This window comes from Streptomyces sp. NPDC020807 (genome assembly GCF_040641575.1).
Lineage (GTDB): Bacteria > Actinomycetota > Actinomycetes > Streptomycetales > Streptomycetaceae > Streptomyces.
The window spans coordinates 105,486-124,013 of the sequence record NZ_JBFADU010000020.1 but is presented as its reverse complement, the minus strand read 5'-3'; the positions used below and the strand labels follow the sequence as shown (position 1 = coordinate 124,013).

Genomic DNA, 18,528 nt, shown 5'->3' with positions numbered 1-18,528 from the left:
ACCTGGTTGTAGGCGGTCATGATGCCCCAGGGGCGGGCGTTCCTGACGATGGCCTCGAAGGGGGCGAGGTAGAGCTCGCGGAGCGGGCGGGCGGCTCTTGCCGACGACGAGACGATGATCAGGGCCGGGGTGCGGGCCATCCTCGCCACCGACCCCGGGATCGAGGTGGTCGCCGAGGCCGGCGACGGCCGCGAGGCGGTCGAACTCGCCCGGCTGCACCGGCCCCACGTCGTCCTCCTCGACATCCGGATGCCCCGCCTCGACGGCCTCGGCGCCGCCGAGGAGCTCCGCGCCGCCGTCCCCGAAGCGGCCGTCGTCATGCTCACCACCTTCTCCGAGGACGCGTACATCGCACGGGCCCTCGGCAGCGGCGTGAGCGGCTTCCTCCTCAAGTCCGGCGATCCCCGCGAACTCATCGCCGGGGTCAGGGCCGTCGCCGGAGGCGGCGCCGCCCTCTCCCCCACCGTCGCCCGGCGCGTCATCGACACCCTCGGCGGCGAGCGGTTCACCCGCGCCGCCGAGGCGCGCGCCCGCCTCGAACCCCTCACCGGGCGCGAACGCGAGGTCGTCGCCCTCCTCGGCGCCGGACTCTCCAACCAGGAGATCGCCGAACGCATGTACGTGGTCGAGGGCACCGTCAAGGCCCACGTCAGCGCCGTCCTCGGCCGGCTCGGCCTGCGCAACCGCGTCCAGCTCGCCGTCCTCGCGTACGAGGCGGGGCTCGTCGCCGATGCGTGAACGCCTCTTCGACCTCGGGCTCTGGCTCCTCCTCTGCGTCCCCGTCCTCCTCGGGTCCGGCCCCGACGACGGCGGCAGCTGGACCGAGGTCGCCGTCGGCGTGGCGCTCCTCGGCGGCTGCGTCGCCGTCAGCCGGCGGTGGCCCCCGGTGCCGATCGCGGTCCTGACCGCGGTGAGCCTCACCTCCACCCTGGAGCTGTTCACCGCCTCGTACAGCCTCGCCCTCGTCGCCTTCGGCTACCTCGCCGGGCGCCGTCAGGAGCACACCCGCGCCTCCCTCTGGCTCTTCGGCGCGGTCGCGGCGGCCGGGCTGCTCCTCACCGCGGTCACGCACACCTCCCTCGGCCAGTGGTTCACGCTGCTCCTCACCCTGGCCCTCGCGGTCGTGGCCCCCTGGCTGATCGGCCGCTACGTCCGCCAGTACGACCGGCTCGTGCACAGCGGCTGGGAACTGGCCGACCGGATGGAACGGGAACAGGCCGCCGTCGCGGACCGGGAGCGGCTGCGCGAGCGGTCCCGCATCGCCGGCGACATGCACGACTCCCTCGGCCACGACCTGGCCCTCATCGCGATCCGCGCGGCCGCCCTCGAAGTCGACCCGGCCCTCGGCCCCGACCAGCAGCACGCCGCCGGTGAGCTGCGCCGCGCGGCGGCCGACGCGACGGCCCGCCTCCGGGACGTCATCGGCGTCCTCCGCGAGGACGGCGCCCCCGCCCCCACGGCCCCGCCCGACGAGTCGGTGGAGGAACTGGTCGACCGCGCCCGCGCCTCGGGCCTCACCGTCACCCTCACGACGAGCCCGGCCCCCGTCCTGACGGGCATGCCCGGCCTCGCCCTCCACCGCGTGGTGCGGGAGGGCCTGACGAACGCCGCGAAGCACGCGCCGGGCGCGGAGGTCACGGTCACCGTGGAGGAGGCGGACGGGAAGGAACGGAAGGAGGACGGGAGCGAGCAGGGGGACGGGAAGGAGGTCCGGGTACGGGTCGTCAACGGGCCCGGCACCGAAGCGCGCCCCGACTCACCCGCGGGCACCGGCCTCGTCGGCCTCGACGAGCGGGTGCGGCTCGCCGGGGGCCGCCTCGCCCACCGGGCCACCGGGGACGGCGGCTTCGTGCTCGACGCCGTCCTGCCGCGGAACCCGTCCGCCGCCCCGCCCGCCGCGCCGACCTCGGCGCGGGAGCTGGACCGGGCACGGCGCGAGGTGCGGCGGGGGCTCGCGCGGGCGATCTGGATCCCGCTCGCGCTGCTCGCCGCGCTCGGGGTCCTCATGACCGGAGTCGCGCTGTGGACCCAGGCCCGGTCGTACTTGGAGCCCGAGGACTACGACCGGGCGCGGATCGGGCAGTCGCTCGCGGAGCTCTCCGACGACCTCCCCGACCGTCCCCTGGACGGGCCGCCGCACTCCGCGCCGCCCGAGCCGTCCGGCATGGACGAGTGCCGGTACTACCGGTCCACCCTGCTGGCCGCGATCCCGGTCTACCGGCTCTGCTTCGCCGCCGGGCACCTCGCCGACAAGGCCGAGGTGCCCTGACGGTCACCTCAGCGGAGCAGGACGCCCGCGCCCTCCGCCGGCGTCTCCTCCGGCAGCGCCACCAGGCCCAGTTCGGCCGGGTGGGCGAGGAGCGGGTGGGCGGGCAGGACGCGGACCGTGCAGCCGAAGGGACCGGTGCGGTCGAGCTCCAGGGTCCCCGCGTAGGGCCTGCGGCCCTCCAGGTCCGGGCCGCCGTCCGGCTTCAGCGTGGCGGTGCGGGTGTCGGTGAGCGTGTCGTCGGTGTCGACGCGGCCGGTCACCGCCTGGACCTCGACGTCGTCGGGGTCGAGCCCGCCGAGGGTCACCCGGACCCGGACGACCGGGGTCGCGCCGAGCTCCGCGTCCGTCTCGGCGAGGTCGTCGCCGATCTCCACGTGGTCGACGGAGACCGCCGGCCACGCCTCCCTGACCCGCGCCTTCCAGGCCGCGAGCTCCCGCGCCCGGTCCGGGGTGAGCGCCCGGCGGGCGCCGGCGGCGGGGACGTACAGGCGCTCGACGTACTCGCGGACCATCCGGTCGGCGAGCACCTTCGGGCCGAGGTCGGCGAGGGTGCGCCGGACCATGGCGGTCCAGCCCGCCGGTACGCCGTCGGGGCCCCGGTCGTAGAAGCGGGGCGCGACCCGGCGCTCGATCAGCTCGTAGAGGGCGGCGGCCTCCAGGTCGTCGCGGCGCTCCTCGTCGGCGGCGGCCGCGCCGTCCGCGGTGGGGATGGCCCAGCCGAACTCGGGCTCGAACCACTCGTCCCACCAGCCGTCGAGGACGGAGAGGTTGAGACAGCCGTTGAGCGCGGCCTTCATGCCGCTGGTCCCGCAGGCCTCCAGGGGGCGGAGGGGGTTGTTGAGCCAGACGTCGCAGCCGGGGTAGAGGTCGCGGGCCATCTCCATGCCGTAGTCGGGCAGGAAGACGATCCGGTGCCGCACCCGGGGGTCGTCGGCGAAGCGGACGAGTTCCTGCACGAGCATCTTCCCGCCGTCGTCGGCGGGGTGCGCCTTGCCCGCCACGACGAGCTGCACGGGCCGCTCGGGGTGGAGCAGCAGCGCCCGCAGCCGTTCCTTGTCGCGGAGCATGAGCGTGAGCCGCTTGTACGAGGGGACGCGGCGGGCGAAGCCGATGGTGAGGACCTCGGGGTCGAGGACGGTGTCGGTCCAGCCGAGCTCGGCGTCGGCCGCGCCGCGCTGCCGCCAGGAGGCCCGGAGCCGTACCCGGACGTCCGCGACGAGCCGCTCGCGGAGGGTGCGGCGCAGCTCCCACAGCTCGCGGTCGCCCGCGTCGGGGGCGAGGCGGCCGACCTCGGGGGCGACCCAGGTGGGGGCGTGGACGCCGTTGGTGATCGAGGTGATCGGCACCTCGTCGGGGTCGGACCCCGGCCAGAGTCCGGCGAACATGGCGCGGCTGACGGCGCCGTGGAGGGTGGAGACGCCGTTGGCGCGCTGGGCGAGGCGCAGTCCCATGGCGGCCATGTTGAAGACGCCGGGGTCGCCGCCGAGCGGGGTCTCGTCGCCGAGGGCGAGGATCCGTCCGGTGTCGACGCCGGGGAGCGCGCCGTCCTGGCCGAGGTGGCGGGCGACGAGGGCGCGGTCGAAGCGGTCGATGCCGGCGGGGACGGGGGTGTGGGTGGTGAAGACGGTCCCGGCGCGGACGGTCTCCAGGGCGCTGTCGAAGTCGATTCCCCGCCCCTGGAGTTCGCGGACGCGTTCGAGTCCGAGGAGTCCGGCGTGGCCCTCGTTGGTGTGGAAGACCTCGGGGTCGGGGGTGCCGGTGAGCCGGGTGTAGGTACGGAGGGCGCGGACGCCGCCGATGCCGAGGAGCATCTCCTGGAGCAGCCGGTGCTCGCTGCCGCCGCCGTACAGCCGGTCGGTGACGCCGCGTTCGCCGGGGGCGTTCTCCTCGACGTCGGAGTCGAGCATGAGCAGCGGGACGCGGCCGACGCGGGCGATCCAGATGTGGGCGTGGAGGCTGCGGCCCTCGGGGAGGGCGAGGGTGATCCGGGCGGGGGTGCCGTCGGCCTCGCGGAGGAGGTCGACGGGGAGCTCGCCGGGGTCGAGGACGGGGTACTGCTCCTGCTGCCAGCCGTCGCGGCCGAGGGACTGCCGGAAGTAGCCGTGCCGGTAGAGCAGACCGACACCGATCAGCGGGACGCCGAGGTCACTGGCGGACTTGAGGTGGTCGCCGGCGAGGATGCCGAGGCCGCCGGAGTACTGGGGCAGGGCGGCGGCGACGCCGAACTCGGGCGAGAAGTAGGCGATGGCGGCCGGGGGTTCGGCGGCGAGGCCGTCGGCCTTCTGGTACCAGCGGGGGGCGTTCAGGTAGGTGTCGAGGTCCTCGGCGGCGACGGCGAGCCGGTCGAGGAAGGCCCGGTCGGCGGCGAGCTCGGCGAGCCGGGGCGCTTCGAGGGAGCCGAGGATCCGGACGGGATCGGTCCCGGTGCGGCCGCCGGCGGCGAGCGAGTCGAAGAGCGCGCGGGTGGGTTCGTGCCAGGACCAGCGCAGGTTGTGCGCGAGGTCGGCGAGGGGTCGAAGGGTGTCGGGGAGGACAGGACGCACGGTGAATCGACGGATTGCCTTCACGTGTCCACCTTCGCAGGCGCGTACGGAGCGGAGCGGACACACCACGCTGTGTGTCCGGGTGTCGCTCGTACGGTAGGCGGTGGAGGGCTGTTCATGACAGGGGACCTTGCCGGTACGGCTACGTCCGAGTAGTTAACAAGGCGCCGGATTGCCCACCCGAGAACCGTGGGAAGGCTCCTCCGGTACGCCCCCGAATCCACCGCTCTCGACCCCCGTACTCCCTGTGGACCCGCCATCCGAGTGAACGCGGACAGGAGCCGTCATGCCCGCAACCCGCCGGCCCTCGACGGAGCTAGAAAGAGCGCACCACCACCCGCACCCCCGTGACCCGTCAGGTGATGCTGTGAATCCGGCTGTACACCCGCCTGTTGATCCCGTTGTCGACCCCGCTGCCGTTCCCGCCGCCGTTTCCGCCGTCGGCCCCGCCGCCGGTCCCGCCGTCCATCCGCTCACGGGACGGATTCCCGTCCTGGACGTCCGCCCGTCGGTCGACTGCGGCCGGCGCCCCGCGAAGGCGGTGGCCGGCGAGACCTTCGAGGTGACGGCGACCGTCTTCCGCGAGGGGCACGACGCCGTCGCCGCCAACGTCGTGCTGCGCGGCCCGTCCGGGCGGCCGGGCCCGTGGACCCCGATGCGCGAACTGGCCCCGGGCACCGACCGGTGGGGGGCCGAGGTCACCCCGGACGTCGAGGGCCTCTGGACGTACGCCGTCGAGGCCTGGAGCGACCCGGTCGCAACCTGGCGCCACACGGCGAGGATCAAGATCCCGGCCGGGATCGACTCCGAACTGGTGCTCGCGGAGGGCGCCGAGCTGCACGAGCGGGCGGCGAAGGGCGTCCCGAAGAAGGGCGGCGGCCGGGAGGCGGTGCTCGCGGCGGCGGACGCGCTGCGGGACGTCTCGCGCCCCGCGGCCGTGCGGCTCGCGGCGGCGCTCGCGCCCCGGGTGGTCGAGTCCCTCGACCGGTACCCGCTGCGCGAACTCCTCTCCACCTCTGCCGAGTTGCCGCTCCAGGTGGAGCGCGAGCGGGCCCTGTTCGGCTCCTGGTACGAGTTCTTCCCGCGCTCGGAGGGCGTCCGGAAGGTCGACGGCCGTACGGTCCCGGGGAACTTCCGCACCGCCGCCGAGCGGCTTCCGGCGGTCGCGGCCATGGGCTTCGACGTGGTCTACCTGCCGCCGGTTCACCCGATCGGCGAGACCCACCGCAAGGGCCCGAACAACTCCCTGTCGGCCTCGCCGAACGACGTGGGGGTGCCGTGGGCGATCGGCTCGCCGGAGGGCGGGCACGACGCGCTCCACCCGGACCTCGGCACCTTCGAGGACTTCGACGCGTTCGTGGCGCGGGCGCGGGAGCTGCGCCTGGAGATCGCGCTCGACTTCGCGCTCCAGTGCTCGCCGGACCACCCGTGGGTGGAGAAGCACCCGGAGTGGTTCCGCCACCGCCCGGACGGCTCGATCGCGTACGCGGAGAACCCGCCGAAGAAGTACCAGGACATCTACCCGATCGATTTCGACGGTGCCGCCGACAACATGGACGGGATCGTCGCCGAGACCGTGCGCGTGCTGCGGTTCTGGATGGACCACGGCATCCGGATCTTCCGCGTCGACAACCCGCACACGAAGCCGGTGGTCTTCTGGGAGCGGGTCATCGGGCAGATCAACCGCGCCGATCCGGACGTCGTCTTCCTGGCGGAGGCGTTCACGCGGCCGGCGATGATGCGGACGCTCGGCATGATCGGTTTCCAGCAGTCGTACACGTACTTCACCTGGCGCAACACCAAGGAGGAGCTCACGGAGTACCTGACGGAGCTGTCCGGGGAGACGGCCGCGGTGATGCGGCCGAACTTCTTCGTGAACACCCCCGACATCCTGCCCGCCTACCTCCAGGAGGGCGGCCGGCCCGCCTTCGAGGTGCGGGCGGTGCTCGCCGCGACGCTCTCGCCGTCCTGGGGCATGTACGCCGGGTACGAGCTGTGCGAGAACACCCCGCTGCGGGACGGCAGCGAGGAGTACCTGGACTCGGAGAAGTACGAACTCCGGCCCCGTGACTGGGAGTCGGCGGAGCGGTCGGGGGCGACGATCACCCCGCTCATCACCACCCTGAACAGGATCAGGCGCCGCCACCCGGCGCTCCGCAGGCTGCGGAACCTGTCGTTCCACGACACGGACAACCCGCAGGTGATCGCGTACAGCAAGCGCTCGGGTTCGAACACCGTTCTGGTGGTCGTCAACCTCGACCCGCACCACACCCAGGAGGCGACGGTCTCGTTGAACATGCCGGAACTCGGCCTCGACTGGCACGAGACCGTGCCGGTGCGCGACGAACTCACCGGCGACACCTATCACTGGGGCAGGGCCAGCTACGTGTGCCTGGAACCGGGTGTCACACCCGCACACGTCCTCGTCCTGCGACCGTCCCCGCAGACCGGAGGGTCACCCACCTCATGACGACTGTCAACGAGCCCGTCCCCGACACCTTCGAGGACACCCCCGCCAAGGACCGCGATCCCGACTGGTTCAAGCGGGCCGTGTTCTACGAGGTCCTCGTCCGCTCCTTCCAGGACAGCAACGGCGACGGCGTCGGCGACCTGAAGGGCATCACGTCCAAGCTGGACTACCTCCAGTGGCTGGGCGTCGACTGCCTCTGGCTGCCGCCGTTCTTCAAGTCCCCGCTGAGGGACGGCGGGTACGACGTCGCCGACTACACGTCGGTCCTGCCGGAGTTCGGCGACCTGGCCGACTTCGTCGAGTTCGTCGACTCGGCCCACCAGCGCGGGATGCGCGTGGTCATCGACTTCGTCATGAACCACACCAGCGACCAGCACCCGTGGTTCCAGGAGTCCCGGAAGGACCCGGACGGGCCGTACGGCGACTACTACGTCTGGGCCGACGACGACAAGCAGTACGCCGACGCCCGGATCATCTTCGTCGACACGGAGACGTCCAACTGGACCTTCGACCCGGTGCGCAAGCAGTACTACTGGCACCGGTTCTTCTCGCACCAGCCGGACCTCAACTACGAGAACCCGAAGGTGCAGGAGGAGATCCTCTCCGCGCTGAAGTTCTGGCTCGACCTCGGGATCGACGGCTTCCGGCTCGACGCGGTGCCCTACCTCTACCAGCAGGAGGGCACCAACTGCGAGAACCTCCCGGCGACCCACGACTTCCTCAAGCGGGTCCGCAAGGAGATCGACGACCACTACCCGGACACGGTGCTGCTCGCCGAGGCCAACCAGTGGCCGGAGGACGTCGTCGACTACTTCGGCGACTTCCGCTCCGGCGGCGACGAGTGCCACATGGCCTTCCACTTCCCGGTCATGCCGCGCATCTTCATGGCCGTGCGGCGCGAGTCGCGCCACCCGGTCTCCGAGATCCTCGCCAAGACGCCGCAGATCCCCTCCGGCTGCCAGTGGGGCATCTTCCTGCGCAACCACGACGAGCTCACGCTCGAGATGGTCACGGACGAAGAGCGCGACTACATGTACGCCGAGTACGCCAAGGACCCGCGCATGCGGGCCAACATCGGCATCCGGCGCCGCCTCGCCCCGCTCCTCGACAACGACCGGAAGCAGATGGAGCTCTTCACCGCGCTCCTCTTCTCGCTGCCGGGCTCGCCGGTGCTCTACTACGGCGACGAGATCGGCATGGGCGACAACATCTGGCTCGGCGACCGGGACGGCGTACGGACCCCGATGCAGTGGACGCCCGACCGGAACGCGGGCTTCTCCTCCTGCGACCCCGGCCGGCTCTACCTGCCGACGATCATGGACCCGGTCCACGGCTACCAGGTGACGAACGTCGAGGCGGGCATGGCATCCCCCTCCTCGCTCCTCCACTGGACGAAGCGGATGATCGAGGTCCGCAAGCAGAACCGCGCGTTCGGGACGGGGACGTACACGGAACTCCCGGCCTCCAACCCGGCGGTGCTCGCCTTCCTCCGGGAGGATGGCGACGACCTCGTCCTCTGCGTGAACAACTTCTCGCGGTTCGCGCAGCCGACCGAACTCGACCTGCGGCGCTTCGCCGGGAGGCGGCCCGTGGAGCTGATCGGCGGGGTGCGGTTCCCGGCCATCGGCGAGCTGCCCTACCTCCTGACCCTTGCGGGCCACGGCTTCTACTGGTTCCGTCTCAAGAAGGCGTAGCCGAAAGCCAGTTCGCGCACACCCGGTGCGGGGCGGTTTCCCCCGTCCCGCCCTGGGCACTGTGAACCACACACGATCCACGTCACGATTCTGGTCCATCCGGGCCCACTTGACGGACCCGTACGGATCACCCTTTCCGACACGTCCCGCACATCCGGACAGTCACAGCCGCCATCCGGGACACTCTGCGCATTTGAACGCATACGACAGTCAGTCGCGCACCCCGGGGAAAGGACGCGATGCCATGCCGGAGACCGCATCCACCACCCGGGCCCCGGACGCCCTCCTTCCGTCCCTCGCCCCCCTGCTCCACGAATGGCTGCCCCGGCAGCGCTGGTTCGCGGGCAAGGGCCGCCGGGTCACCGGATTCACCCTGGACGCGGCCACCGAGCTGCTCCCCCTGGACGGCACGGGACCCGGCCTCCTCCACCTGCTCGTGCGGGTCGAGCAACCCGGCCGGCCCGCCGGGACACCCTCCGACTGCTACCAGATCCTCCTTGGCGTACGGACCCAGCTCCCGCCCCGGCTCGGCCCCGCCCTGATCGGACGGATCCGGCAGGGCCCGCTCGCCGGACGCGCGGTGTACGAGGGCCTGCGCGACCCACGACTCGCCGGACTCCTCTACGAGCGGCTGCGCACCCCCGGCCGGACCGGGCCGCTGCGCTTCCACGCGACGGCTCCGCTGCCGCCGGGGCTTCCCCCGCGCGTGCTCGACGCCGAACAGTCCAACTCCTCTCTGGTGTACGGCGATTCGTACATCCTGAAGATCTTCCGCCGGGTCAGCCCCGGCGCCAACCCCGACCTCGAACTCCCCCTCGCCCTCGCCGGGGCCGGGTGCGGGCGCGTCCCCGCCCCCGTCGCCTGGTTCGAATCGGGGGCGGCGACCCTCGGCGTCCTCCAGCCCTACCTGCGGGACTCGCGCGACGGCTGGCGGCTCGCCCTCGACGCCCTCGCCGACGGGCGGGAGTTCACCACCGAGGCGCGGGCCCTCGGGCGGGCCACCGCCGAAGTGCACCTCGCCCTCGCCGACGCGCTCCCGACGCGGACGCTGCGGCGCTCCGAGACCGAGCACCTCGCCGCCGCGATGGACCGCCGGCTGCACGCGGCGGCGCAGGCCGTACCCGCCCTCCTGCCGTACGTCCCCGGCCTCCGGGCCGTCTTCGCGGCGGCGGGCGACGCGCCGGGGGCGGGGGTCCTCCAGCGCATCCACGGCGACCTGCACCTCGGCCAGACCCTGCGCGGGTCCGACGGCGCCTGGGCCGTCATCGACTTCGAGGGCGAACCGGCGAAGCCGCTGGACGAGCGGCGCAGCCCGCAGCCGACGGTCCGCGACGTCGCGGGGATGCTCCGCTCCTTCGACTACGCGGCACGGACGCACCGGCCGTGGAACGCGGAGTGGGCGGGGCGGTGCAGGGCGGCGTACTGCACGGGGTACGCGGAGGTGGCGGGCGCCGACCCGCGCACGGACCCGGCGCTGCTGCGCGCCTACGAGACGGACAAGGCGGTGTACGAGGTCGTCTACGAGGCCCGCCACCGCCCGGACTGGCTCCCGGTCCCCCTCTCCGCCATCCAACGCCTCGCCACCCTGACGTCGTGACCCCGCCCGCCCCGCCGTTCCGCCGCCGGCGTCCGTTCCGCCGGGGCGGTGCGGCGGGGCGCCGCGCAACCCGTTCGGCCCAGTCGGGGGCCGCGCGGGAGGGGGTGCCGCCTGCGGCGGGAGGCGGGCGCCCCGTTCGGCGGAGTGTCCCGTCGGCCCGTACCGCCGTTTTCACCGCAAGTACACCCGTACCCCCTCAAGGAGGACCCCGGTGACCGCCCGAAGCGCAGGCAAGACGTCCCGCAGTAAGAAGGCGCCCGCATCGGAACGGCCCCTCGTGAGGACGGCGCCACCGCTCGATCCGGGCGAGCGGGCCCGGCTGCTCGCCGGTGAGCACCACGACCCGCACGCCGTGCTCGGCGCCCACCCTGTACGGGGCGGCGTCGTCGTCCGGGTGCTGCGCCCCTGGGCGCGGGAGGTCGCCGTCGTCACGAAGGGGCGGCGGATCCCGCTCTTCGACGACGGGGACGGTCTCTTCTCCGGGCTGCTCCCGCTGCTCCGCAAGGTTCCCGCGTACGAGCTCCGCGTCGGCTACGGCGGCGGCGAGGACGGCGGCGGTGACGGACTCGCCGTCCAGGACCCTTACCGCTTCCTGCCCTCCCTCGGGGAGCTCGACCTGCACCTGATCGGCGAGGGGCGGCACGAGGAGCTCTGGACCGCGCTGGGGTCCCGGACCATGACCCACGACGGCGTCGACGGGACGCGGTTCACCGTGTGGGCGCCGAACGCCCGGGGCGTGCGCGTCACCGGCGACTTCACGCACTGGGACGGCACGGGGCTGCCGATGCGCTCCCTCGGCTCGACCGGCGTGTGGGAGCTGTTCGTGCCGGGGATCGGCGAGGGCGCCGTCTACAAGTTCGACATCACGCGTCCCGACGGCTCGCACACCGTCCGCGCCGACCCGATGGCCCGCCGCACCGAGTGCCCGCCGAACACCGCCTCCGTCGTCACCGCCTCGCACTACACGTGGGACGACGCCGAGTGGATGGAGCGGCGGGGCAGGCGCCCGCACCACGAGGCGCCGCTGTCGGTGTACGAGCTGCACCTCCCCTCCTGGCGGCCGGGGCTGAGCTACCGCGAGCTGGCCGAGGAGCTGCCGGCCTACGTCCGTGACCTCGGCTTCACCCACGTCGAGTTCATGGCCGTCGCCGAGCACCCCTTCAGCGGCTCCTGGGGCTACCAGGTCACCGGCTTCTACGCGCCGACCGCCCGCCTCGGCACCCCCGACGACTTCCGGTACCTCGTCGACGCCCTGCACCGGGCGGGGATCGGCGTCCTCATGGACTGGGTGCCGGCGCACTTCCCGAAGGACGACTGGGCGCTCGCCGAGTTCGACGGGCGCCCGCTGTACGAGCACGAGGACCCGCGCCGCTCGCACCACCCGGACTGGGGGACCCTGGAGTTCGACTACGGGCGCAAGGAGGTGCGGAACTTCCTCGTCGCCAACGCGGTCTACTGGTGCCAGGAGTTCCACCTCGACGGCCTCCGTGTCGACGCCGTCGCCTCGATGCTCTACCTCGACTACTCGCGCGAGCACGGCGAGTGGCTGCCCAACGAGTTCGGCGGCCGGGAGAACCTGGACGCGGTCGCCTTCCTCCAGGAGATGAACGCGACCGTGTACCGGCGCTGCCCGGGGATCGTGACCTTCGCCGAGGAGTCGACGGCCTGGGACGGGGTGACCCGCGCGACCGACCAGGTCGGCCCGGGCGGCTTCGGCGGGCTCGGGTTCGGCATGAAGTGGAACATGGGGTGGATGCACGACTCCCTCGGCTACGTCGGCAAGGAGTCGGTGCACCGCAAGTACCACCACCACGAGATGACCTTCTCGATGGTCTACGCGTACAGCGAGAACTACATCCTGCCGATCTCCCACGACGAGGTCGTCCACGGCAAGCGGTCGCTGGTGTCGAAGATGCCCGGCGACTGGTGGCAGCAGCGGGCCAACCACCGGGCCTACCTCGGCTTCATGTGGGCCCACCCGGGCAAGCAACTCCTCTTCATGGGGCAGGAGTTCGCCCAGGGCGGGGAGTGGTCGGCCGAGCACGGGCCGGACTGGTGGCTGCTCGACCCGGCGTACGGGGCCGAGGCCGACCACCGGGGCGTACAGGACCTCGTACGGGACCTGAACACGGTCTACGCGGCGACGCCGTCCCTGTGGGAGCGGGACACCGCCCCGGACGGCTTCCAGTGGGTCGTCGGGGACGCCGCCGAGGACAACGTCTTCGCGTTCCTGCGGTTCGACGGCTTCGGCTCCCCGCTGCTCGCCGTCTCGAACTTCTCGCCGGTCGTCCGGCACGACTACCGGCTCGGCGTGCCGGACACCTTCGCCGCCTGGGCGGAGGTCCTGAACACGGACGACGCCCGGTACGGCGGCGGGCACGTGGTCGGCGCCGACCCGGTGAAGACCGAGTCGGTGCCGTGGCACGGGCGCTCCGCGAGCGTGCGGATGACGCTGCCGCCGCTCGCGACGGTGTGGCTCAGGCCGGCCTGACGATCCCGAGCCGCTGAGTCGCCCGGGTCAGCGCCACGTACAGGTCGTTCACGCCGTGCGGGGCGCCGGCCCGGATGCCGTCGGGGTCGACGACGAGGACGGTGTCGAACTCCAGGCCCTTCGCCTGCCGCGGGTCGAGGACGACCACCGGCCGGGTGAGGTCGGGGGCGGGGCCGTGGGCCGCGTCCGGCAGGGCCGCGACCAGGGCGGGGAGGAGCGCCCCGGGCGCGACGACCGCGAGCCGGCCGCCGGAGCCCAGCTCGCCGGCGAGGGCGTCGGCGACCGCGTCGGCGGCCTCCTTCACCGGGTCTTCGACCGTGCGGTCCCAGGGCTCCACGCCCGTGGAGCGGACGGAGCTCGGCGGCTCGAAGTCCGGTTCGGTGGCGCGCCGGGCCTCGGCGGCGACCGCCATGATCTCGGCGGGCGTGCGGTAGTTGACGCCGAGGCGGACGTGCTGCCAGCGGTCCTCGACGTACGGGGAGAGGATCGCCTCCCAGGCGCCGACGCCGGCCGGGTCGCCGGTCTGTGCCGGGTCGCCGACGAGGGTCATGGAGCGGGTGGGGCTGCGGCGCATGAGGAGCCGCCAGGCCATCGCGGAGAGCTCCTGGGCCTCGTCGACGATGATGTGGCCGAAGGCCCAGGTGCGGTCGGCGGCGGCCCGTTCGGCGGCCGTGCGGTGGTCGGCCTCCTCCTGGCGTTCGGCGAACCGCTCGGCGTCGATGATGTCGTGGGCGGAGAGGACCTCGGAGGCGTCCTTGTCGAGCTCCTCCTTGTCCTCGAACTCGTAGGTGCGGGAGGCGAAGGAGACGTCGAGGACGCCCTGCGCGTACTGGATCTGCTTCTGCCGCTCGGCCTCCTGGGCGGCGCGGGCGGCCGAGTCGTCCTCGCCGAGGAGTTCGGCGGCCTCGTCGAGGAGGGGAATGTCCGACGGCGTCCAGGCACCGCCGTCGCGCCGGATGGCCGCCGCGTCCGCCTCGTCGGCCAGGTGGGTGGGATCGGTCAGGTAGTCGGTCAGGAACTCCTGGGGTGTCAGGGGAGGCCAGAGGGTGTCGATCGCCGCGTGGACGTCGGGGTTGGCGGCGATGCCCTTGGCGAGGAGGGCGATGTCGTCGGGGCCGAGGAAGTTCGGGCCGCCGTAGGGGTCGGCGCCGATGCGGTCGGCGAGCTGCTCGGCGAGCGCGTCGAGGACGCGGAAGACGAAGTAGGGGCGGGCGAGGTTGTGCGGGAGGCGGGTCTCGCGCGCCTTGTGGCGGGCTTCGAGTGCCATGTCCCAGTCGATGACCAGGTCGCCGTCGTCGTGCGGGACGATCAGCGGCTCGCCGCGCTCGGGGACCCGCTGGCGGTCCCGTACGGCGGCGGCGAGGGCCTCGGCCATCGTGGCGGCGCCCTTCACGGCGGCGGCGCGCGGGGTGTCGGTCCCGGTGGCGCGGACGCCGGGGAAGAGCTCGGCGGGGGTGGCGAGGAGGACGCCGGTCTCGCCGAGGGAGGGCAGGACGTTGCCGATGTAGCCGAGGAAGGCCGGGTTGGGGCCGACGATGAGGACGGCGCGGCGGGCGAGCTGCTCGCGGTGGGCGTAGAGGAGGTACGCGGCCCGGTGCAGGGCCACGGCGGTCTTCCCGGTCCCGGGGCCGCCCTCGACGACCAGGACGCCCTGGTGCGGGGAGCGGATGATGGCGTCCTGCTCGGCCTGGATGGTCTGCACGATGTCGTGCATGCGGCCGGTGCGGGCGGCGTCGAGCGCGGCGAGCAGCACCTCGTCGGCGTCGCGGCTCTCGTGGCCCGTGCGGGTGGCGTCGGCGAGGTCGAGGACCTCGTCGTGGAGGGCCGTGACCTCGCGGCCGCGGGTGGTGATGTGCCGCCGCCGGGAGAGGCCCAGGGGCTCGTAGCCGGTGGCGAGGTAGAAGGGGCGGGCGATCTCGGCCCGCCAGTCGACGACCAGGGGCGTACGGTTCGGGTCGTCCCGGCGGATGCCGAGGCGGCCGATGTGGTGGTCGCGGCCGTCGCGGAAGACGAGCCGTCCGAAACACAGCCCGCTCTCCCCCGCGTCGAAGGCGGCGAGCAGCCCCGACTGCTCGGCCACGACGACGTCCCGTTCGAGACGGCCCTGGTTGCTGCCGACGCCGGGGGTGCGCAGGGCTTCGGCGACGGCGGCCTCGGCACGGTCCCTCAGGTCGTCGAGGCGGGCGTAGAGATCGGTGATGAATTGCTGTTCGTTCCGAATTTCCTCGGTTGACAATTCGACTCCCGGCGCGATACAGTGCGTTTATTGAACTTATCCATGTCCATTCCTCATTACGGGCATGGATTTTCTAATATACGCGCCGCAATGCCCCGACTGTCAATTGCAGTCGGGGCATTCCTGTCAGAGCACGTCCCGGAAGACCATCAGGGTCGGGGGGCCGAGGATCCCGTACCGCAGGGTCGTCTCCGGGTTGCGGTCGACGTCGATCTCGACGATCCGCAGCCGGCCGGCCTCCTCCGCCGCGACGGCCCCGGGCACCGGCTTCAGCTGCCGGCACGGTCCGCACCACTCGGCCGTGAACTTCACCAGGACCGGCGGTCCCGCGCCGAGCACCTCCGCCGCGAAGTTCCCGTCCGTGACCTCGCCCACGTGCTCCGCACAGGTCGTCATCGCGTTCCCCACTCCCCTCTCCCGTCGGTTTCGCACCGGGGCTCCGGGCCGTGCGGGAGCTCCGCCTCGGCGCGCAGCAGCTGGGCGCCGACCTGGGCGCGTACCGCCTGGAGCTGGTCGATCAGGCCGTCGAGCTCCGCGAGCTTGCGGCGGTAGACGGCGATCGACGCGGGGCACGAGTCCCCCGCCGGGTGACCGGCGCGCAGGCACTCCACGAACGGCCGCGTTGACGTCGACGTCAGGGCAAGGGCAAGGGCAGCAGGGGCTTCCGCTCGACGGGCGAGGACAGCACGATCGAGGTCGTCGTCCGGCCGAGCGCCGAGGTCTGCTCCAGGACGTCCTCCAGGTGGACGGTGTCCGTGACGGCGACCTTGAGGATCCAGCAGTCCTCGCCCACCACGTGGTGGACCTCCAGGACCTCGGGGCGCGCGGTCAGTTCGAGGGTGCGGGGGTGCCTGAGCGTGTAGCCGCCGTGCGGGTCCACGCGGATGAACGCCTGGATGCCGTAGCCGAGGCGCGCCGGAGAGACGTGGGCGCCGTACCCGGTGATCGCGCCGCTCGCCTCCAGGCGGCGGACCCGCTCGGTGACGGCGGCGGGGCTGAGCCGGACGCGGCGCCCGAGCTCGCTGAGCTTGATGCGGCCGTCGCTCTGGAGGAGGTCCAGGATCTGCCGGTCGATGGGGTCGAAAGCGGCCGCCGAGGTTTCGTCGGCGGCCGTGCGCACATGCCGTGGTTCCTTCGGTTCGACGGCGCGGACTCCCATGTTTCCCCCTTCAGAACGCGAACGGACAACGTAACACTGGGAATCGGAAGAAAGGGAGTGGGGATTCATGGACATTCTGGTCATCGGCGGGAACCGCTATTTCGGAAAGCGGCTGATCGCGAACCTGCGGGATTCCGGGCACCGGGTCACCGTGCTCAACCGGGGCTCCTCCCCCGCCGCCTTCCCCGGGGACGCGGGAATCGAGCGGCTGACGGCCGACCGCGACGACGAGAGCGCCCTGGAGTCCGTCCTCGCGGGCCGTTCCTTCGACGTCGTCGTCGACCAGGTCTGCTACACCCCGCGCCAGGCGGTCGTCGCCCGACGGGTCTTCGCGGGACGGACCCGCCGGTACGTGATGACGTCGACCGTGGAGGTGTACGGGTACGAGGACTCGGCGACCCCGGTGACGGAGGACGCCGTGGACCTGGCGTCGGTCGCCGTCGACACCGAACTCCCTTGGGACGAGCCGGAGTTCCGCGACGCCCACTACGGCGAGGGCAAGCGGCAGGCCGAGGCGGTGTTCGCGGCGGACGGGTCGCCGTTCGCCTGGACGTCGGTGCGGGTCGCCCATGTCCTGGGCGGCGCCGACGACTTCACCGGCCGCCTCGACCACTACGTGCGCCGGATCGGGGCGGGCGAGCCGATCGCCGTGCCGGCGGTCAACCACCCCGCGACCTACGTGTACGTGGAGGAGATCGCCGCGTTCCTGGCCTGGGCCGCGACGGCCGACTTCACCGGCCCGGTGAACGCGAACTCCCACGGCCCGCTCACCACGGCCGACCTGTGCGCGGAGATCGGGCGGCAGGTGGGCGGCGGCCGGGTGGCCTTCCGGGAGGTGGAGGTCGGCGAGGTGTCGCCGTTCTCCTTCGCGCGGTCGTACGGGATGGACAACGGACGCGCGGAGCGGCTGGGTTACGCGTTCGGCCACACGGGCGAGTGGCTCGCGCGGGCCGTCGCCGAGACCGTGGGCGCGCGGAACGCGGAGGCGCGCTGATGCGGTACCGGACGCTCGGGGACGTGCGGGTCGGGGCGGTGGGGCTCGGCACGATGCCGCTCTCCGTCGAGGGGCATCCCGACGAGGCCCGTGCGGTGGCCACCGTCCACGCGGCCCTCGACGCCGGCGTGACGCTCCTCGACACGGCCGACTCCTACCATCCGCCGGGCGGCCGCCCCGGCGAGGGCGAACTGCTCGTGGCGCGCGCCCTCGCCTCGTACGGCGGCGGTACGGACGGGGTGCTCGTCGCGACGAAGGGCGGGCGGGGGCGCACGGCCGACGGCGGCTGGAGCGTCGACGGACGGCCGGCTCACCTGCGGCGGGCGGCGGAGGCGTCCGCCCGGCGGCTCGGCGTCGACGCCATCGGCCTCTACCAGCTGCACAAGCCCGACCCCCGCGTGCCCTACGCCGAATCCCTCGGGGCCGTGCGGGAGTTGCTGGACGCCGGCACGGTCAGGCTGGCCGGCGTCTCGAACGTGGACCGGGAGCAGATCCGGCTCGCCCGCACCGTCCTGGGCGACCGGCTCGTCTCGGTGCAGAACCGGTACTCCCCCGCCGTCCGGGACAGCGAGGCCGAGCTGCGGCTCTGCGCCGAACTGGGGCTGGCGTTCCTGCCCTGGAGCCCGCTCGGCGGCATCTCGCGCAGCTCGCTCGACGGGGCGTCGGCCCTGGAGGCGGACCCGGAGTTCGGCGCCTTCCACCGGGTGGCGCGGACGCACGGGGTCAGTCCGCAGCGCGTGGCGCTCGCGTGGCTGCTCGCCCGCTCGGAGACCGTCCTCCCGATCCCGGGCGCGAGCCGGCCGGAGAGCGCGCGGGACTCGGCGGGCGCGGCGGAACTGGTGCTCGCGGCGGACGAGCTGGCGGAGCTGGAGCGGGCCGGCGCGTCCGCGTGAGCGCGTACCGCCGGGCGCGAGGAGGGACGTACGGAAGGGCGGCCGTGCGACGTACGGAAGGGCGGCCGTGCGACGTACAGAAGGGCGGCCCTGCGGGGACCGCCCTTCCACATCGGGGCGGTCCTGCGGGGGACCGCCCTTCCGTACCGGGTCCCGGATCCGGCTCAAGGCCCGGGGCCCGG

At 73.1% G+C, this 18,528-nt stretch carries 11 protein-coding genes and 2 pseudogenes; 8 read left to right on the top strand and 5 right to left on the bottom strand.

Annotated elements, in window-relative coordinates; translation table 11 throughout:
* Positions 1-114 precede the first annotated feature (114 nt).
* Positions 115-738: a response regulator transcription factor gene (locus tag AB0G79_RS25485; RefSeq protein WP_360810216.1), complete on the top strand. Its 624-nt coding sequence runs from the start codon at positions 115-117 to the stop codon at positions 736-738.
* Positions 731-2,269: a histidine kinase gene (locus tag AB0G79_RS25480; RefSeq protein WP_360810214.1), complete on the top strand. Its 1,539-nt coding sequence runs from the start codon at positions 731-733 to the stop codon at positions 2,267-2,269. Before AB0G79_RS25485 ends, AB0G79_RS25480 begins: the two co-directional genes overlap by 8 nt.
* Before the next feature lie 8 nt (positions 2,270-2,277).
* On the opposite strand, the gene glgP is transcribed toward AB0G79_RS25480, so the two are convergent.
* Positions 2,278-4,836 carry an alpha-glucan family phosphorylase gene (gene glgP / locus AB0G79_RS25475; RefSeq protein ID WP_360810212.1) on the bottom strand — a complete coding sequence of 853 codons (2,559 nt, stop codon included), beginning with the start codon at positions 4,834-4,836 and terminating at the stop codon, positions 2,278-2,280.
* A 460-nt stretch (positions 4,837-5,296) separates the two neighbouring features.
* On the opposite strand from glgP, the gene AB0G79_RS25470 reads away from it, so the two are divergent.
* From AB0G79_RS25470 to glgB, 4 genes are all read left to right on the top strand, one after another.
* Positions 5,297-7,282 carry an alpha-1,4-glucan--maltose-1-phosphate maltosyltransferase gene (locus AB0G79_RS25470; RefSeq protein WP_360810230.1) on the top strand — a complete coding sequence of 662 codons (1,986 nt, stop codon included), beginning with the start codon at positions 5,297-5,299 and terminating at the stop codon, positions 7,280-7,282.
* Complete coding sequence (gene treS, locus AB0G79_RS25465) at positions 7,279-8,976, top strand: maltose alpha-D-glucosyltransferase (protein ID WP_360810210.1); 1,698 nt, start codon at positions 7,279-7,281, stop codon at positions 8,974-8,976. The genes AB0G79_RS25470 and treS overlap by 4 nt, the downstream gene beginning before the upstream one ends.
* Before the next feature lie 244 nt (positions 8,977-9,220).
* On the top strand, positions 9,221-10,573 hold the full coding sequence (locus tag AB0G79_RS25460) for a maltokinase (RefSeq protein WP_360810208.1): 1,353 nt from the start codon (positions 9,221-9,223) through the stop codon (positions 10,571-10,573).
* A 277-nt stretch (positions 10,574-10,850) separates the two neighbouring features.
* On the top strand, positions 10,851-13,064 hold the full coding sequence (gene glgB, locus AB0G79_RS25455) for a 1,4-alpha-glucan branching enzyme (protein WP_360810206.1): 2,214 nt from the start codon (positions 10,851-10,853) through the stop codon (positions 13,062-13,064).
* Here the strand turns inward: glgB and AB0G79_RS25450 are convergent.
* From AB0G79_RS25450 to AB0G79_RS25435, 4 genes and pseudogenes are all read right to left on the bottom strand, one after another.
* The gene (locus tag AB0G79_RS25450; RefSeq protein ID WP_360810204.1) at positions 13,051-15,300 is read right to left on the bottom strand and encodes a UvrD-helicase domain-containing protein; all 2,250 of its coding nucleotides are present in this window, start codon (positions 15,298-15,300) and stop codon (positions 13,051-13,053) included. The two genes, glgB and AB0G79_RS25450, sit on opposite strands and share 14 nt — an antisense overlap.
* A gap of 135 nt (positions 15,301-15,435) precedes the next feature.
* Positions 15,436-15,696 (bottom strand): annotated as a pseudogene (locus AB0G79_RS25445) (thioredoxin domain-containing protein); the annotation flags it as partial.
* Positions 15,693-15,923 (bottom strand): annotated as a pseudogene (locus AB0G79_RS25440) (MerR family transcriptional regulator); the annotation flags it as partial. The pseudogenes AB0G79_RS25445 and AB0G79_RS25440, both read right to left, overlap by 4 nt.
* Before the next feature lie 11 nt (positions 15,924-15,934).
* Positions 15,935-16,459: an Lrp/AsnC family transcriptional regulator gene (locus AB0G79_RS25435; protein WP_360810202.1), complete on the bottom strand. Its 525-nt coding sequence runs from the start codon at positions 16,457-16,459 to the stop codon at positions 15,935-15,937.
* 67 nt (positions 16,460-16,526) lie between these two features.
* On the opposite strand from AB0G79_RS25435, the gene AB0G79_RS25430 reads away from it, so the two are divergent.
* Positions 16,527-17,453 carry an NAD-dependent epimerase/dehydratase family protein gene (locus AB0G79_RS25430; protein ID WP_360810200.1) on the top strand — a complete coding sequence of 309 codons (927 nt, stop codon included), beginning with the start codon at positions 16,527-16,529 and terminating at the stop codon, positions 17,451-17,453.
* Positions 17,453-18,346 carry an aldo/keto reductase gene (locus AB0G79_RS25425; RefSeq protein WP_360810197.1) on the top strand — a complete coding sequence of 298 codons (894 nt, stop codon included), beginning with the start codon at positions 17,453-17,455 and terminating at the stop codon, positions 18,344-18,346. Before AB0G79_RS25430 ends, AB0G79_RS25425 begins: the two co-directional genes overlap by 1 nt.
* Positions 18,347-18,528 lie beyond the last annotated feature (182 nt).

What these genes read in the sequence shown, in the direction of transcription:
- AB0G79_RS25485 (WP_360810216.1), top strand. Translation starts at nt 115, where the DNA reads ATGATCAGGGCCGGGGTGCGGGCCATCCTCGCCACCGACCCCGGGATC.
- AB0G79_RS25480 (WP_360810214.1), top strand. Translation starts at nt 731, where the DNA reads ATGCGTGAACGCCTCTTCGACCTCGGGCTCTGGCTCCTCCTCTGCGTC.
- treS (WP_360810210.1), top strand. Translation starts at nt 7,279, where the DNA reads ATGACGACTGTCAACGAGCCCGTCCCCGACACCTTCGAGGACACCCCC.
- AB0G79_RS25460 (WP_360810208.1), top strand. Translation starts at nt 9,221, where the DNA reads ATGCCGGAGACCGCATCCACCACCCGGGCCCCGGACGCCCTCCTTCCG.
- AB0G79_RS25435 (WP_360810202.1), bottom strand. Translation starts at nt 16,459, where the DNA reads ATGGGAGTCCGCGCCGTCGAACCGAAGGAACCACGGCATGTGCGCACG.
- AB0G79_RS25430 (WP_360810200.1), top strand. Translation starts at nt 16,527, where the DNA reads ATGGACATTCTGGTCATCGGCGGGAACCGCTATTTCGGAAAGCGGCTG.
- AB0G79_RS25425 (WP_360810197.1), top strand. Translation starts at nt 17,453, where the DNA reads ATGCGGTACCGGACGCTCGGGGACGTGCGGGTCGGGGCGGTGGGGCTC.